Below are 16,285 nucleotides of genomic sequence, written 5' to 3' on the forward strand. Positions count from 1 at the left end.
CGACAGTACCGCTCATAAACAGGCGTCAAGCGATCATAAGGTCCGAATTTCTCCTCTTCAAGGTCAAAGTTGTCTAATTGGACAGCCCCCCACTCCTTGTTATTTATCAATCGTCCAATTTCAATCCTTTCAACGCATCTGCAAACGGATTATTGGTTGGTTCATCATCATCGTTCTTCTTCAAATATTTCTGGACATCGCGTTTATTCACTTTGCCCTTGGATTCCTTTTCACGTCGGGCTTTGAATGAAGACAGTTTTTCACGATAGCCGCATTTGCACGTGAAGATTTGGCCTTCTCCTTCTCCGCGCAACTCCATCTTTTTCTTACATTGCGGACATCGCGCATTGGTGACACGGGAAACGTTTTTGCGGTGACCACATTCACGATCCTGACAAACAAGCATTTTTCCGTGTTTGCCGTTCACTTCGAGCATCGGCTTTCCACAGTCCGGGCACGATTTAGTAGAAATATTATCATGCTTGAATTTGGCATCGCTAGCTTTGATCTCTGAGACAATTTCTTTTGTGTAACCTTTCATTTCATTTATGAACGATTCTTTTTTCAATTGTCCTTTTGCAATTTTTTCTAACTTTAACTCCCATTCTGCAGTCAAAGCAGGGGATTTCAACTCATCTGGCACTAACTCGAGCAATTGTTTTCCTTTATTGGTCACGTGGATGTCTTTGCCGCGCTTTTCAATCAGGAAGGAATTGAATAATTTATCGATGATATCTGCACGTGTTGCCACTGTCCCGAGACCGCCTGTGGATTTCAATGTTTCTACAAGCTTCTTATCTTGAGCTCCCGCGATATATTTCGCAGGGTTTTCCATTGCAGATAAAAGTGTTGCTTCATTAAACCGGGCAGGGGGCTTCGTCTGACCGGATGTCTCTTTGACGAATTGGATGCTCAGCGAATCTCCTTTTGAGAGCTTTGGTAAGAGTTGTTCTTTCGTGTCTTGCTCTGCTTCTTCCTCATCAAATTGATTGTTATAGACTTCTTTCCAGCCAGGTACTAAAATCGTTTTTCCTCGTGCGGTGAAGCGTTCATCTGCAATTTTTGCATGGATGGTCAGTTGTTCATATTCATGTGCAGGGAACAGAACAGCCATGAACCGTTTCACGACTAAGTCGTAGATTTTTCGCTCTTTGTCGGACAACTTATCACGCAGGACGATTTCTTCAGTTGGAATGATCGCGTGGTGATCGGACACTTTGCTGTCGTCGACAAAAGATTTATTCGCTTTGATCGGTTTCTTCAAGATTTTATTTGCAAGTGAACGATATTCACCGATACCGCAGGATTTCAAACGCTCCGGCAGAGTCGCGACGATATCGCTCGATAGGAATCGTGAATCGGTCCGCGGATACGTCAGCAGTTTATGTTGTTCGTAGAGCTTTTGCATGATGTTCAACGTTTCTTTGGCAGAGTAACCGAATAGTTTATTGGCATCGCGCTGCAGTTCTGTCAGATCGTAGAGACCTGGAGAAAACGACTTTTTTGCTTTTTTATCAACATTTTCGATAATCGCTTGTTTGCCATCTACTTTTTTGACGATAGTGGACAGTTTTTCGCGGTCGAATGAACGTGTATCATTAGTTTTCGCGTCTTGCCATGTCAATTTTAATTTAGAGTCGGTCTGTGCTTCGATGCCGTAGTAAGTTTTTGGGCGAAATGTGTTAATCTCTTCTTCGCGCTGTGCAATGATTGCAACGACAGGAGTTTGAACGCGACCGCAGTTTAATTGGGCATTGAACTTTGTCGTCAGTGCGCGAGTCGCGTTCAAGCCGATATACCAGTCCGCCTCAGAACGAGCGACTGCCGCTTCGTAAAGGTTTTCATACGCTTTACCGGGTTTCAGCTGAGCAAACCCATCCTTGATTGCTTTATCGGTAACGGATGAAATCCAAAGTCGTTTGATCGGTTTATTGACTTTCGCTTTCTCGATAATCCAGCGAGCGACCAGCTCTCCTTCACGTCCGGCATCTGTCCCGATGATGATATCGGATACGTCAGAGCGAAGCAACTGGGACTTTACGGCGTTATATTGCTTGCCTGTTTGCTTAATGACCGTCAATTTCAAGTGATCGGGCATCATCGGCAAGTCTTCCAGTTTCCATGTCTTATACTTCGTATCATAATTCTCAGGGTCTGCGAGTGTCACTAAATGGCCGAGTGCCCATGTGACGATATATTTATCGCCCTCTAAATAGCCGTTCCCTTTTTTATTGCAGTTGAGCACGCGGGCAATATCGCGTGCAACGGAAGGCTTTTCCGCCAATACTACACTTTTTTTCATATAATTGAACTCCTTTGTATACGTACATGTCAAAAAACTCCCACGGTAGATAAGGTTACAAAGGCCTTATGCTATCAAAAGGAGTTGCTTAGTAAAAAGTGTAAACTAGTATAGAGGTTTCGTCAATTCTTCGGAGCCTTGTTCAAAGGTGAGATGAGCAGATGAAGGAGAAATCTTATATGAGATAAAAAAGACGACTGAGAGCATGATTATTTTGTATACTAGTAGTAATACTTTAGAAATGAGGGATTAGGATGTCGCAGTTAAAAGATCGTTTGATGGCAGATATAAAAACGGCAATGAAGGAAAAGGATCAGATGAAAAAAGGTGTGATCAATTTATTGCGTGCGGGTCTGCAAAATGAGGAGCTGGAATTAAAGCGTGAATTGACGGAAGAAGAGGAAATCAAGATTGTCCAGCGTGAACTCAAGCAAACGAAACAATCCCTTGAAGAAGCACAAAAAGCCAATCGTGAAGATATTGTGGAAGCAGAAAAAGCAAAAGTAGTAATCGTTGAATCCTATTTACCGAAGCAGATGAATGTGGATGAAGTGAAGGAACTGATCGGCACACTCGGTATTGCGAAAGACACGCCGATGGGGCAAGCGATCGGGACAGTGATGAAAGAAGTTGCCGGACGTGCGGAAGGTAAGACAGTTTCCCAAGCTGTAAAAGAATATTTGCAGAACTAAGGAACCTCTTTATACGAGACTACCTAGACGATGAGTTGACTTGTCGTCTAGGTATTTTTTTATTTCTTAAATGAAGCCTTCAATAAATACACTACGTCATATTCTTTTGCCTTCAATTCCTCCAAATACCCTTCCTTTTGTTCATAGAAATCTACAGATAAAGAGCTGGTTCCAACGCCCTCAGTTGTACTCGTGTGGATGATGCTGGCTAGAAGCATTTCTTCTGACAACGGCAAGCTTTCTTGTGGATTGGTACCCCAAAGCATTGCCAGGTTTTCTCCATTTGGCATCGTATCTTGAGTTTGTATTCCACTAAATCCATCTGTATCACCAACGTTTGTGAAAAAAAGTACTTGCTGGTCCGCTGTATGTACTACAGTGAACACAATGCCGCCGCTTGTTAATTTACCTGGCAGGGAGGTAGAAAATTGGCTAACCGGTTCGGCTGTTTTCTTCCCTTTTTCATATTTCTCCAACCAGATAGAGACGTCTTTGTACTTTTGGTCAGCGGTATAATCAAATACGAATGCTTGGTTAGATGTGGTCTCGAGTATTTGCTTTTCACGGTCTGTTAATTCAGGGATTGTCAGTTGATTCGTATCAGTGTTTGCACAAGCACCAAGAACTAGTAGGCAACTAAGGCACATCAAACCTACCCATTTTTTCATCGTCTAGTAACCTCCTTATTTTAGTTATATTTTTATAGTGTAGCAGTTTACTGAACTTTCCGTTACGTTTCTAAAATATATTTTCGTAGAAGTGAGATGTTTTCTGACTTCGTCTCGTTATACTGAATGAAATAGAAAAACGAGACGTGCGCATGGTCGTTTTATCTGTCTCTAAATAAAGCCTCCGGCGGATGTCAGGGATTTTGAAATTCAAAATCCCGACGCAATTACGCCGAGGTGTAATTGATTAAGGAGGCCGCTATGGAAGAGGATCTGCAGTGGGTGCGTGAAGTATTGGCTGGAAATAAGCAAGCTTATGCCCATATTATCAATAAATATAAAAATCCGTTATACGCGACAATTTTAAGAATGACGAGAAACCCGCAGGATGCACAGGACTTCGTGCAGGATGCATTTTTGAAAGTATATCATCAGTTGGGTAAATATAAAGAAACGGGATCGTTTTCCAGTTGGCTGTATCGAGTGGCGATCAATCATTGTATGGATGAGTTCCGTAAAAAACGGTACCACTCGACGCAAGTGGAACTCGGGGAAGAACAAGTAATAGACAGCAATCACCCGGAAGTCGTGTTTTTGAAAAAAGAGAAACATCGACAACTGGAACGTCTGCTTGCGACACTTCCAGAAGATGAGCGATTGATCATGCTATTGCGATATGCGAATGAGTTAAGTTATGACGAAATCAGTGAGCTGACAGATGTTCCGTTGTCTACTGTTCGCAATAAACTTCACCGCGCAAAGAAAAAAATGAGGGATACGGTGAAACGAGAAGGAGGATATTTTCATGAACTGTCCAACGATAGATGAATTATCTAAATATGTGGATGATTTATTAACGGAAAAGGAATCGGATCGGGTACAGGTGCATGTGGAAAACTGTTCACATTGTCAAGAAGTTGTAGCGGCGTTTTTGGAAGAGCAGAGATTTGTCGTGGAAACGCTCCAAAACCCTGAATTGCCGGATGATTTTGCGGATAACGTATTGGAACAGCTGGAACCGTATGAGCAAAAAACGTTCAGACGGAAAGCGCCTTGGAAAAAGGTGATGTTATCCGCTGCGGGTGTAGTGTTGGCTGTAGGTTTAAGCGCTGCGCTGAGTCCGAGTTTTGCTCAATTGATTGGAGGCTTCTTTTCAACTGAACAAGCGGATGAAGGGCTTCGTTTGGCAATGGAAGAAGGGCTAGCCGAACGAGTGGATCTGGCGGTAGAAGACCAAGGGGTTACATTGAAAGTGGAAGATGTAATGGCGGATTCCTCTCGGATTACTCTATCGTACCAAGTGTTGAAAAATGGAAAGACGAAAAACACGTATCTTGAGGAGGGGGACTCTGCAAATCGTGTCATCGCGCTCGATAGTAATGGAAATGAGATAGGTCAGCTTGGTTACAGTTGGTGGGATGGAGGCGATTATGGTGTATATGAATTTTCATTGCGTGATCAGGAGGAACTGGACCGGTTGACTGTCCGATTTGATATAGTTGAACTGAACGGAGTAAGAGGGAGTTGGAAGTTGGATGTTCCGATTGATCTGAAAGAGAAACGGCAATTGACCAAAACACTTGCATTGGAAGATGCCTCCATTACGACGAATGGTGTAAAAGTTGATTTGCAAAAAGCTCAAAAGGCACCTTCATCTACAGAGTTGTTTTATGAAACATCCTTTTCAGAAGAAGAACTCACGAGGGTTGAAAAGGCGAGAAATGATTTCGTGCTTCGATTCGGAGCGGAAAATGTAGAAGATCTTGTCTATCAGTACGAGACGGCGATCGCGTATCATTTGGAAGATGAGAGTGGAACAGCATTATATTCCTGGAATACGTGGACAGAAGAAAAAGGGCATGCTGTGGACACAGGTATGCTGCAAGGCACCAGCGAAAGATTGGGGACACTGGGACACCTAAAGTGGGTGAATTCATTTGTTCCGAAAAAAGAACAGCCTAATGTAGCGTTTGTGCTGGATGGCGTGTATAAAACGGAGCCGGTTGATTTCTCTGTTAAAATTCGGCCGAATGAGTTACGAAAGAAGCCATTTTCATTTGAGTTTGAGGGCAACCATTTGACTGTCGTCAAGGCGAAAAATGAAACAAACTTTTATTTACGTAAATCGCTGATGCCAATTGCGAAAGAAGAGACTTTTGTTATTGAGATGGAAGGCGGGAAAGAAGTGGGAGCCAGTGAGTTAGGCGGCTGGTTGATTACAGATGATAAAGGGAATGTTTACTCGTCGGGTTTAAGTGGCTCAATATTGGATGAAAAAGATGAAAATGGAGACTTTAAGGTCGGGATGCAATTGACTTTGCCTAAATTGAAAGAAGTACCTGAAGAATTAACATTGCATCTTTTCTCTGTAAAACGCTATGAGCCAGTGGCGGAACCGTGGAAAGTGCCTTTATACTAAAAAGAAGCCAGCCCGCTCTGAAATATTTCGGAGTGGGCTGGCTTTTGCTAAACAGAAGAAGTGAATTTCCGCTTTTTGATGCAGAGAGGAGCGGAAATTAATAGTACTAGTGGCGTGTAACCTATATATGAAATAGGTGGGTTTCCGGCCAGACAATATAGAGAAACTGGCAACATGATGATTAAACAGGCGATTACAGTAGTCCAAGTTCGTTTGAAGATGAGAACCAGCAGAGCGATTGGCGATAGTAAGATTGAAGCCCAGATTATTAGCCCAACCAAGATACTTAGCAATGTACTCACTCCTTTGAAGTTGTATGATTTTCCTCAATTATACAGGTTATTAGGTTAGAATGGTGCGGTATGTAGCTGATTTGGTTCAGAGTGGCTTGAATAAGGTGCGGTCTGGAGGAGTTTTGGCTCGGTTCAGTTATACATTAGTGCGGTGTAAAGATACTTTGGTGCGAAATTTCTGCTTTTCTTGATTGACCACGTGAGAAAAGGGTGTCACTGAAGGATGTTTTATAAATTCAGAACAACTTCAATGCAGTGATCTATATCACTCTTCTAACATAAATTTTAAGCAGGAAAAAGTCGTCCGAAGTCGGTTGAAATGACTGTCAAAGACGACCTTTTACAGTTGATTTATCTGCTTGAACTTCAAGCATAAGAATGTAATCCGGCAATTACGAGATTGACGAATACTTGGTTGAATACAATTAGGCCAAAACCAATGATCGACATCCAGGCAGTTCGCTTACCTTCCCAACCTTGAGATGTTCGTAGATGTAAAAAAGCTGCATAAAACAACCAAGTAACGAGCGCCCAGACTTCTTTTGGATCCCATCCCCAAAAGCGCCCCCATGCCAGATGTGCCCAAATCATCGCAAATAATAAACCTCCTAGCGAGAACAAGGGGAAGCCTACAACGACAGCTCGGTACGATATTTCATCCATAACCGTAGAATTCACTTTCTTTGTTAATGGTTTTAGTAATTGTATTATTTTCTTTCTCGTTAGCATGCGAATTATCAGGTATAGAGCAGTGCCTATCAAAAATGCCCATAGAATGGTGTTGCTCTTTTTCGCATCCAGCATGTTGGAAATTTCTATGACTCCGATTGATTGTCCGCTATCTACAAGAACGGCATCTTGATTTACGATAAGCGCAGGCATAATATATGCAGCGTTCTCTACTTCCTGTTCTCTATTTTCAAACTGAATGAGTTTTTCTTCTGAGGTGAACGAAAAAAACATTGAACTCGAAATAAATCCTATTAACACGACTAGACAATACATAACGAATTCCAAGCTTCTCGTATGAACTGTCTGCGTCTCGACATCCAGAGTACGCAACAAGTAAATAATACCTGTTGCAAACGCTATTGAGAGGATTGCGCTAGAAAAAGCGACAGTAATCACATGTATAGATAACCAATTACTCTGGAGAGCGGGGATTAGAGGTGAAGCATCTCTCGTGAAAACTCCGCCAAATCCCATGATAATCAACGAGAACGGAATTGAAAATAATACAACCACAATTTGTTTGTATAGCTGGTAGAGTAGTAATGCGCTTGCTAGGAGCATGATGCCGAAGAATGTCATAAACTCGTACATATTGCTAACTGGTGCGTGACCGATTGCAAGCCATCTAAGCGCAAAATAAGTCAGTTGCAGTAATAAGGCTGCGATCGTTAAACTCATGCCTAGTCGTTTCGTCCGCTTGTTTTTTGTGGTAACCGAAAGCGCAACGGGAACGATAGCGACTAGTAAGAAGATGAACGCCACAAACAGCGATTGATTGCTTATTGTCATTAGACTTTCCGTATTCATATAGTAACCTCCCGTATACCGTAACGTACTAATGAAAATAACTCAGGTACGATCAAACCTCATTATAGTCATGGTAGAATGGTTTCGGGCGATTTTATCATGATCGTCTACAAATACATCTTGAACGTAACTACTAAAGACATAAACAGCAAAATATAGAGGTGATAAAATGACAACTTTGTTTTTCCTCTTTGGTTTATTCAATTTCTTTATCATATATGGGTCTCTGTTTTATATTATGAATTTACAATTAACGATAAAGCGATTGATTTTATGCTTGGTTGTTAACACATTTGTCACCGTTTTGGCCGCTATCTATCCACAGTCACTTTGGCTTTCAATGGTTGTCAGTGTCGTTTTAATTGGCGGACTATTTTTCTTGTTTTCTAGACAGCAAATGGTCTTTTTTCATTTACTCTTTATCCATCTTTGCAGCATTCTAGCAGAATATACTGCTCTATTTTTAGTGTATACCTTTCATTTATCGCTAGTCACTCATATTGGGTTAATCGTGGTGCAAATTGCTGCGATTGTTGTGGTGTACAAAAAGTTTTTAACTCACTACGAACATCGAATTATTCTATCTAAGAGTTCTCAATTGGTATTATTACTCGTTGCGGTTAGTACCAGCATAGTCTTTTATGTTTTGGTGTTTTTGCCTGCAGAAAAAGACGATATCCAAATTTCTGCAACGAATTTAGTAATTCTGCTTTTTTATTTTGTGATTATGATAAGCCTTACCAGAATTGTTTTACATACGATGGTGAAAGATCAAGACATAAACGAAAAGCTAATAGAGCAGCAACAGTTCACTCAATACATGAAATCACTTGAACAAGTGAATCGAGACATGCAGATTTTCCGACACGACCACGCAAATATACTGCTTTCATTGCGTGGCTATATTGAAAATGAAGATGTAACAGGGCTAAGAAAATATTTTGAGGAACAAATTATAAAAGCAGAGCAACGAACCTTGTTTAAAAATCAATTGTTTAGCCAGCTCGACCGTTTACAGATAATTGAATTAAAAGGACTGATTTCCACCAAATTATTGCTTGCTGATGAATCGTCGATACCTATTTCTGTAGAGGTTCCAGATGTGATTGAAGATATATCTATGAATCGTCTTCATCTGTCGCGAGTTTTGGGAATTCTCTTGGATAATGCAATCGAGGCATCGACCGCTTTAGACTCTCCTCAAATTAACTTGGCTTTTCTATCCGTGAATAACCAGGTCGTCATCGTGATCGAGAATAGACTGTCAGATAGCGAGATGAATATTCAACAAATATTTGCAGAGTGGTATTCAACGAAAGGGGAAGATAGAGGAATGGGTCTGTCCTCAGCTAGAAAAATCTTATCCGTTTATCCGAATATTACTTGGAATACACGTATTGAAAATCAATGGTTTATTCACGAAATCATGATCGGAGGTAGGGATCCGAATGCGGGTTATCATATGTGAAGACAATCTAGTTCAGAAAGAATTTATCTACAAAGAAATTATGAACTATGCAAATTTCCACGAACCAAGTATTGAAGTGGTCTTATGTACAAGCACGCCGGACGACGTACTAACTTATCTTGATCGTTATCAGGCTGACTGTTACTTTCTGGATATTGAGTTGGATCATCATCTGGATGGGATGGACTTGGCCGTAACTATTCGGAAAAAAGATCCGTTAGCCACTATTATTTTTATTACAACTCATGCGGATCGTTTGAAACTTACATTTACTTATAAATTGGCAGCACTTGATTTCATTGTGAAAGATACACCCAATCAAATCGCCTCACAAGTTAAAGAAGCATTAGAGAGCGCATTTGTAAAATACACGCAACTTGGTGAAGTGGACTCATCAGAAGTTATTCAAATAAAAATTGGGGAGCGCATCAAAAATATTAGGCTTCAGGATATTTATTATTTCGAAACCTCTGCGATCCCACATAAGATTACCGTTTATGAGAAGAATGGGTATTATGAATTTTATGGGAGACTAAAAGATTTTGAAGAAGTGAGCTCTTCTTTTTATCGTTGTCATAAGAGCCTTCTGATTAATCTGCAACATGTAAATGAATTGGATAAAAAGAAACGTACAGTTACGATGACAAATGGTGCTATCTGTGACATTTCGTTTCGAGCATCCGGGGAATTACAAAGAAGAATAAGAGACTAGTGCTGAATGTGATGTGAATATTAATTTATTTGTTAAATTGACCAACCATAGAACTATCCGAGAAGTCATTTTTATCTCGGATGGTTCTTTTTCATTGGAAAAATATAAAATTAATAAATTGATCGTATTTATAATACGGACGCTGAGTATACAGTTTAAGTTAACATTAACAGATAATTATTTAAACATTGAATCTTTACTATTACGTAAAATATGATAAAGTAAAAAGAGTAGAGCTAGCTTTTCGAATAACTAAATAGCAAGTTAATGAAAAATTGGAGTGAACATTTTGGTGAAAATTAGTGTAATGGAAAAAGAAAAACAACAACAGGGAATCATGGAAATACCACAATGGTGGACATGTCCAGAAGGGCATGAAGAGTTACAGAAAGCAGCACATGTACTAGGAGAAAAAGAACTGTTGCCCCGTGCGCTCGTTTCAGATCAAGAGAGAAAGTATCCACGCGAAAGTTTACGTGAGGTTGCGAAAGCTGGCTATTCAGCAGTTACCATACCGGTTGAGGCGGGTGGTCTTGAAGATGGATTCACAGCATTTGCAGTACTTTCGGAAGTTTTTGCACAGTATTGCCCATCCACTACGATGTGTTGGGTGATGCACATGACAACTGCTCATACAATCTACGAGGCTGGAACTGAAGAACAGCGTCAGCGTTTGTTACCGCGCTTGCAGGCTGGACATGTCGGAGGATTGGCGTTTAGTGAAAAAGCAACTGGTGGACACTTCTGGAACGTTGGCAGTGAGGCGAAACGGAATGAAAGCGGTTACTCGTTGGATGCAGAAAAATCTTTCGTGACGAGCGGGGGAGAAGCGGACTTTTATTTGGTTGCGACTACTTCTCCTGAAACAAACGATCCGGATAATCTGATGTTTTTATTAGTCGAAAACGATCAAAAAGGTGTGGAAGCTTTCCCATTCGATGCAATGGGTTTACGTGGAAATGCTAGCGGGCCGATGAACTTTAAGGAAGTTCAAGTCTCTCTTGAGAACCGTATTGGTGGCGAAGGCGGTATGGGTTATTTCAACGACAACACGATCGATCCTTTATTCTTACTAGGTTCAGCGGCGTGCTGGGTAGGGATCGCGCAAGGTGCATTGAATATGGCCATCAACGGAGCAAAGCGTACCGTTCACGCGGATACAGGTTCTTCCGTGGCTGATTATCAAGTAATTCGTCATGAGCTGGCTAAGGCGCAAATCAAGATCGATAGTGCGCGCAGCATGTTGTATCGAACAGCGGAGGCAATGGATCGCTGTCAGAAGGAAGGCCGGGAGTTATCAGAATGCTTATATCCATTATGGCAGCTGAAGACACATGCAGCAGATATGGTCATTGACGTGACAAATGCAGCGTTGCAAGTGTCTGGCGGTCGGGGTTATATGACGGGACAAGTGGAAAAATTTGTGCGGGATGGACGCGCGGGTGCAATTATGGGCCCAACTAATGAAGTATTGCGTGAGTGGGTCGGACGTACGTTAATTGAAGTTCCTTGGCTGGATTGAAGTTAGAATCTTATAGCATTCTATAACCCTATTTATGCAAGCCAGAAGACAGTATCGCGCAAGTATAACTTAAGCATAATTAAAAACAGGCAAAGGCAGTGTGTTCACTGCTTTTGCCTGTTTTATGATCCACCATTAATCTGTACAAACTATCAATTTACATTAAATAAAGGGTAAAATACAGAGTGAAATTACTAAGAATCAGTAGGAGGCAATGGATGAAAATTCTTATAGCGGAAAGAGATGAACTTGAACGAAAAGGGATCAGATGGGTTTTATTATCAAACCAGATTTTAATAACGCAATTAAAAGAAACGGACAATGAAGAAGAGTGTCTTGATATTCTTTTCGATTGGAAGCCGGATATTTTAATTGTAGAACTTGAGATGCTTACCCATTCACGAAAACAATTAACAAATTTACTGAGGGAATTGGAGATAAAGACAATTGTCCATACGCATCATAAAACATTTGAAGCAGCTGAGCAGTCATTAAATATGAAGGCGGAGGCTTTGTTTATAAAGCCCTATGATACAAACGAATGGTTACATACGATGAAAAATACAGTAATTAATTCACATAAAAAAACTAGTGAAGACAAAGAAAACTTTATCCATCATGGATGGGCATACGACCTTTTATTTGGAAGAGTATTCAACGACTCACTCATTTTGGACCAAGTCCGAACTTGGGGCTATCAACAAATTCCCACACTGGTTGTAGCCCTTAGCCTTGATAAGTCAAATCAAGGAGAAGTGGATCTGACTAAGTTAGTCCATTTTATCAATAGTGAATTTCAATCTTACCGCCCTTTTGTGCTAATCGTTGAAGATCATCTCGTCTTGTTATTTAGTGGAGAATATTTGGCTTCTGATCAAGAGCCAATTCATTCGTTAAGACGAATATTAGTGTACTTTTGCCAAAAATCGAAAAGTGAAAGAGGTCTTTCCTTTTCTGCAAGTATAGGGAAATGGTATAACAACCCGAAGATGGTACACCAATCGTATTGGGAAGCAAAACGTGCCCTGTTACGCCGATTCTACTTTGGAGGGAATCACGTATTTCCTCCGATTGAAAACTTAGTTTTATCCGAAATAGATCCCTTTCTTTCCCCTGAGGAAAGCGATGAATTTATGAAGCACTTGCGGAATATTGATCGTGAGATGCTGAAAAATTGGCTTAATGATCAGGTAAATAACTATTCAATAACAGAAGAAAGTTTCCCGGATTCTGAAAATGTCCGTATTCGATTAACAAATATTCTATCTCATATAAGACGCTTCATGTTAGAAAAAGTATATCTGCTTGAAGAAGAACATCTTTATAAAAAATTATTTAACAATATATTATCAGGCGAAGTATTATTTGACATTATTCATAATATACTATCGTTTTGTTACCGATTATGCGATCAAGTCGAAAAAGAAGAAACTTCCTATAATTCTATTCTAATAAAAAAGGCTATTCAATATATCAACGAAAATTATGCTACTTCAATTACTCTTGAAGATATTTCGGCTTTTGTAAACCGAAATAGCCAGTATTTCAGTTCGATGTTTAGAAAACAGATGGGCTGTACATTTACAGATTATTTACAAAGGAAACGTATTAAAGAGGCCCAAGTGCTTCTTATGGGAACTACGATGACGGTTTCTGAAATAGCCGAACAAGTAGGATTTACAGACCCGGGCTATTTTAGTAGGGTCTTTAAAAAAGTCATAGGCTATTCTCCGAGCTTTTGGAGGACACATAATAATCCTACTATCTAAAATCTGTCCATATAAACTGGATAGATTTTTCTTTTTGTCGTCTAATTATTTTATATTTTCCTAAAGTTATATATATTGTCCATAGCGTGGTAGGTTGCAAAAAGAGTAGGATTAATCTAACGAACAAAGAAAGCGCTTTCTGTTAGGTTATTAGTGATTAAAGGAGGTGGTCCAGCTACAGGATTGGTGCAATAAGAAGCTTGTGAACTCAATTTATTCCATAAATATCATATACACTTAGGAGGAAAATACATGAATTATTCACCAAAGAAAGGCGAACATCACGGTTTGCCATATGACCCTTTTAAAAGTAGTGCTATACCGCGCCCGATCGGATGGCTTTCAACTCAATCAAAAGATGGAGTAGACAATCTGGCGCCTTACAGTCAATATCAAAATCTTACGTGGGACCCGCCGATGGTTATGTTTGCGGCTAATCAGTCGATATTAGGCGGAAGAAAAGATACCGTCCGGAATGCTGAGGAAACGGGCTGGTTTGTTTGGAACATGGCTACCTGGGATTTACGTGAAGCAGTGAATATTTCCGCAAAGGCTTCTACAGATGACGTTGACGAATTTGAAGCAGCAGGAGTAGCAAAGGAAAGTTGTATTGAAGCACCTGGTGCACGTGTGGCCGGATCACCGGTCCAATTTGAATGTGAGTATGTACAGACGATTAGAATACCAACTGGTAATGAAGTCTCCACAGTAGATCTTGTTATCGGACGAGTAGCCCACGTGCATATCGCTGATGACATCATTCTTCCAAATGGAAAACTGGATATCTTGAAAATAAAACCGATCGCACGTCTAGGATACTATGATTATACTGTGATCAATGAAATATTTGAAATGAAGGCACCAGCTGCCTCAGCAGAGGAGTTAGCCGGTTTAGAGGGGAAAAATGTATAAAACGAACAGTATATTCTATTGAATTTTGAGATCAGAGACATAAGGCTATGTTGAGTAAAAACTGCACATACCTTGTGTCTTTTATATCTTGAACTTGCCAATAATATTTTTTTGCCAAGAGAATTTCGAAATTTTAAAAAGCTGTTTACAAAAAAGGAGGTAACATACTGTGCCAAATCTTCAAACAACAAATGTAGAAGAGAATCCTAAGCTTCAAGAACAAACCATGAGTAATGTGCCCAATATCTTAAAGTTTGTCGGCTTTAGTTTGATTGGAATATTTATTTTTTTCGCTCCAATCAAAGTTGATGGAACATCATCCATTCCTCTTGATCACATAGTTACATGGATCAACACAACTTTTCCATCTCTTACTCCGATATACGCTTTACTTGTTATATTAGGAGGAGTGATCTATCCATTTGCAACAAAAACGTGGAATAAAAGCACATTTAATTTAGTTTTTACATTACTGAAGATAATAGGTTTAGCAGTAGGAATTATCATCTATTCAAAACGAGGTCCTGATTGGTTAATGAATGAACATGTAGGACCGTTCCTATTTGATTCACTAGTAGTCCCTGTCGGTATAATGGTTCCGTTGGGCGGGGTTTTTTTAGCTTTATTACTGGGTTATGGACTTTTTGAGTTTGTTGGAGTTCTTTTTCAACGGGTTATGAGACCGATATGGAAAACTCCGGGACGTTCTGCTGTAAGCGCTATGGCATCCTTCGTTGCAAGCTTTGCTGTAGGTTTATTAATTACAAATCGAGAGTTTAAAGAAGGTAAGTATACAATAAAGCAAGCTGTTATCATTGCAACTGGGTTTTCAACTGTAACTGTTTCTTTCATGATTATTGTTGCTAAAACATTGGATCTTATGAGTGTTTGGAATTTGTATTTTTTTGTGACGGCCTTTGTAACATTTTTCGTGACGGCTATTACCGTAAGGATTTGGCCGATCAGTAAGTTACCAGATGAATATTATAACGGTATGACAGGGGAACCGGAAACACTTATCACGGGTAACTATCTACAGAATGCTTGGAAACAAGCAATGGAAGCTTCTAATAATGCACCAAATTTCGGAAAGAACCTTTGGGTGAATTTACGTGATGGTATGGTCATGACGATGAATATGTTACCGACTATCTTATCTATTGGCTTAATCGGAATACTATTGGCAGAGTATACACCCATTTTTGATTTTCTAGGATATATTTTCTATCCATTTACTGCTTTAGTGCAATTGCCGGATGCATTCCTAGTTGCTAAAGCGGCTGCCATTGGTGTCACCGAAATGTTTCTACCGGCATTATTAGTCGTTGAGGCGGCAATCGTATCAAAATTTGTCGTTGCTGTCGTCTGTGTATCATCCATTATATTTTTCTCGGCGAGTATCCCTAGTATTTTGTCTACAGAGATTCCAATCAGTATTCCGAAGCTTCTTGTTATTTGGGTACAACGTACAATTTTAAGTATTCTTGTTGCTACACCACTGGCCTATCTTTTATTATGAGATAGACATAAAGGACATAGTGCCCTCACTACTTTTTACAAGGTTTACTGTACATTAATAAAAAACGAGGCTGTCCTGAAAGTCATTTCTGACCTCCGGGACAGCCTCATGCTTATGTGAAGTAAAATGCAAGAGGGGGAATCCTGTCATTACATCACGTAGCATCCATTAGGAATTATTGTTTTTGTTTGAGTTATTGTTGTTTTGTCTAGCGCGAGCTTCTCCGCCTTTTTGGCCGATTTCCTCGTAGAATTCTTTGTCATGGTTTCGAGCAGTGGCTTCTCCGCCCTTGCGTCCGATTTCTTCATAGAACTCATGGCCATGATTTTTAGCTGTTGTTTCTCCGCCTTTTTGACCTGCTTCTTCAAGGGACATTTTGCTACGGTTGTTTTGGTTCTCCTGGTTGTTGTTACGTTTTGCCATAATGAAAATCTCTCCTCGTTTTTTAGTATTGTTCGTTACATCCTCTG

At 40.1% G+C, this 16,285-nt stretch carries 13 protein-coding genes; 9 read left to right on the plus strand and 4 right to left on the minus strand.

What is annotated here, in order from left to right; all coding sequences use genetic code 11:
- Positions 1 to 106: 106 nt before the first annotated feature.
- On the minus strand, positions 107 to 2,302 hold the full coding sequence (locus MKX97_RS00890; protein WP_342536700.1) for a DNA topoisomerase III: 2,196 nt from the start codon (positions 2,300 to 2,302) through the stop codon (positions 107 to 109).
- Positions 2,303 to 2,556: 254 nt separating this feature from the next.
- Here MKX97_RS00890 and MKX97_RS00895 point away from each other — a divergent pair, with 254 nt between their 5' ends.
- Positions 2,557 to 2,994 carry a GatB/YqeY domain-containing protein gene (locus MKX97_RS00895; RefSeq protein WP_009766586.1) on the plus strand — a complete coding sequence of 146 codons (438 nt, stop codon included), beginning with the start codon at positions 2,557 to 2,559 and terminating at the stop codon, positions 2,992 to 2,994.
- A gap of 59 nt (positions 2,995 to 3,053) precedes the next feature.
- Here MKX97_RS00895 and MKX97_RS00900 read toward each other — a convergent pair whose 3' ends face one another.
- The gene (locus MKX97_RS00900; RefSeq protein WP_342536701.1) at positions 3,054 to 3,662 is read right to left on the minus strand and encodes a hypothetical protein; all 609 of its coding nucleotides are present in this window, start codon (positions 3,660 to 3,662) and stop codon (positions 3,054 to 3,056) included.
- A 261-nt stretch (positions 3,663 to 3,923) separates the two neighbouring features.
- Between MKX97_RS00900 and MKX97_RS00905 the strand changes: the two genes are divergently transcribed.
- Both MKX97_RS00905 and MKX97_RS00910 read left to right on the plus strand, forming a co-directional pair.
- Positions 3,924 to 4,490 (plus strand): sigma-70 family RNA polymerase sigma factor, encoded by a 567-nt coding sequence (locus MKX97_RS00905; protein WP_040758683.1) that lies wholly within the window; start codon positions 3,924 to 3,926, stop codon positions 4,488 to 4,490.
- Positions 4,468 to 6,081, plus strand: a complete 1,614-nt coding sequence (locus tag MKX97_RS00910) for a DUF4179 domain-containing protein (RefSeq protein WP_342536703.1) — start codon at positions 4,468 to 4,470, stop codon at positions 6,079 to 6,081. Before MKX97_RS00905 ends, MKX97_RS00910 begins: the two co-directional genes overlap by 23 nt.
- A 659-nt stretch (positions 6,082 to 6,740) precedes the next feature.
- Here MKX97_RS00910 and ccsB read toward each other — a convergent pair.
- Positions 6,741 to 7,913 carry a c-type cytochrome biogenesis protein CcsB gene (ccsB, locus tag MKX97_RS00915; RefSeq protein WP_009766581.1) on the minus strand — a complete coding sequence of 391 codons (1,173 nt, stop codon included), beginning with the start codon at positions 7,911 to 7,913 and terminating at the stop codon, positions 6,741 to 6,743.
- 169 nt (positions 7,914 to 8,082) lie between these two features.
- Here ccsB and MKX97_RS00920 point away from each other — a divergent pair, with 169 nt between their 5' ends.
- The 6 genes from MKX97_RS00920 (at position 8,083) to MKX97_RS00945 (ending at position 15,815) form a co-directional block, all read left to right on the plus strand.
- On the plus strand, positions 8,083 to 9,381 hold the full coding sequence (locus tag MKX97_RS00920) for a GHKL domain-containing protein (protein WP_342536704.1): 1,299 nt from the start codon (positions 8,083 to 8,085) through the stop codon (positions 9,379 to 9,381).
- Positions 9,362 to 10,093: a LytTR family DNA-binding domain-containing protein gene (locus MKX97_RS00925; protein WP_342536705.1), complete on the plus strand. Its 732-nt coding sequence runs from the start codon at positions 9,362 to 9,364 to the stop codon at positions 10,091 to 10,093. The genes MKX97_RS00920 and MKX97_RS00925 overlap by 20 nt, the downstream gene beginning before the upstream one ends.
- Positions 10,094 to 10,385: 292 nt before the next feature.
- Positions 10,386 to 11,615, plus strand: a complete 1,230-nt coding sequence (locus tag MKX97_RS00930) for an acyl-CoA dehydrogenase family protein (protein ID WP_245799492.1) — start codon at positions 10,386 to 10,388, stop codon at positions 11,613 to 11,615.
- A gap of 218 nt (positions 11,616 to 11,833) precedes the next feature.
- Positions 11,834 to 13,384 (plus strand): helix-turn-helix domain-containing protein, encoded by a 1,551-nt coding sequence (locus MKX97_RS00935; protein ID WP_342536706.1) that lies wholly within the window; start codon positions 11,834 to 11,836, stop codon positions 13,382 to 13,384.
- A gap of 252 nt (positions 13,385 to 13,636) precedes the next feature.
- The gene (locus MKX97_RS00940) at positions 13,637 to 14,296 is read left to right on the plus strand and encodes a flavin reductase family protein (protein WP_009766575.1); all 660 of its coding nucleotides are present in this window, start codon (positions 13,637 to 13,639) and stop codon (positions 14,294 to 14,296) included.
- A 226-nt stretch (positions 14,297 to 14,522) separates the two neighbouring features.
- A complete protein-coding gene (locus MKX97_RS00945) occupies positions 14,523 to 15,815 on the plus strand; it encodes a YjiH family protein (protein WP_081464505.1) in 1,293 nt (430 codons plus the stop codon).
- Positions 15,816 to 15,983: 168 nt separating this feature from the next.
- Here MKX97_RS00945 and MKX97_RS00950 read toward each other — a convergent pair whose 3' ends face one another.
- Complete coding sequence (locus MKX97_RS00950; protein ID WP_009766573.1) at positions 15,984 to 16,238, minus strand: KGG domain-containing protein; 255 nt, start codon at positions 16,236 to 16,238, stop codon at positions 15,984 to 15,986.
- Positions 16,239 to 16,285: the final 47 nt, after the last annotated feature.

The sequence above is a fragment of the Sporosarcina sp. FSL K6-3508 genome (genome assembly GCF_038615825.1).
Lineage (GTDB): Bacteria > Bacillota > Bacilli > Bacillales_A > Planococcaceae > Sporosarcina > Sporosarcina newyorkensis.

Bases quoted from the DNA above. Each gene is read 5' to 3' on its own strand.
- MKX97_RS00950 (WP_009766573.1), bottom strand. From the start codon at position 16,238: ATGGCAAAACGTAACAACAACCAGGAGAACCAAAACAACCGTAGCAAA.
- MKX97_RS00905 (WP_040758683.1), top strand. From the start codon at position 3,924: ATGGAAGAGGATCTGCAGTGGGTGCGTGAAGTATTGGCTGGAAATAAG.
- MKX97_RS00910 (WP_342536703.1), top strand. From the start codon at position 4,468: ATGAACTGTCCAACGATAGATGAATTATCTAAATATGTGGATGATTTA.
- MKX97_RS00940 (WP_009766575.1), top strand. From the start codon at position 13,637: ATGAATTATTCACCAAAGAAAGGCGAACATCACGGTTTGCCATATGAC.
- ccsB (WP_009766581.1), bottom strand. From the start codon at position 7,913: ATGAATACGGAAAGTCTAATGACAATAAGCAATCAATCGCTGTTTGTG.
- MKX97_RS00925 (WP_342536705.1), top strand. From the start codon at position 9,362: ATGCGGGTTATCATATGTGAAGACAATCTAGTTCAGAAAGAATTTATC.
- MKX97_RS00920 (WP_342536704.1), top strand. From the start codon at position 8,083: ATGACAACTTTGTTTTTCCTCTTTGGTTTATTCAATTTCTTTATCATA.
- MKX97_RS00945 (WP_081464505.1), top strand. From the start codon at position 14,523: ATGAGTAATGTGCCCAATATCTTAAAGTTTGTCGGCTTTAGTTTGATT.
- MKX97_RS00900 (WP_342536701.1), bottom strand. From the start codon at position 3,662: ATGAAAAAATGGGTAGGTTTGATGTGCCTTAGTTGCCTACTAGTTCTT.
- MKX97_RS00935 (WP_342536706.1), top strand. From the start codon at position 11,834: ATGAAAATTCTTATAGCGGAAAGAGATGAACTTGAACGAAAAGGGATC.
- MKX97_RS00890 (WP_342536700.1), bottom strand. From the start codon at position 2,302: ATGAAAAAAAGTGTAGTATTGGCGGAAAAGCCTTCCGTTGCACGCGAT.
- MKX97_RS00895 (WP_009766586.1), top strand. From the start codon at position 2,557: ATGTCGCAGTTAAAAGATCGTTTGATGGCAGATATAAAAACGGCAATG.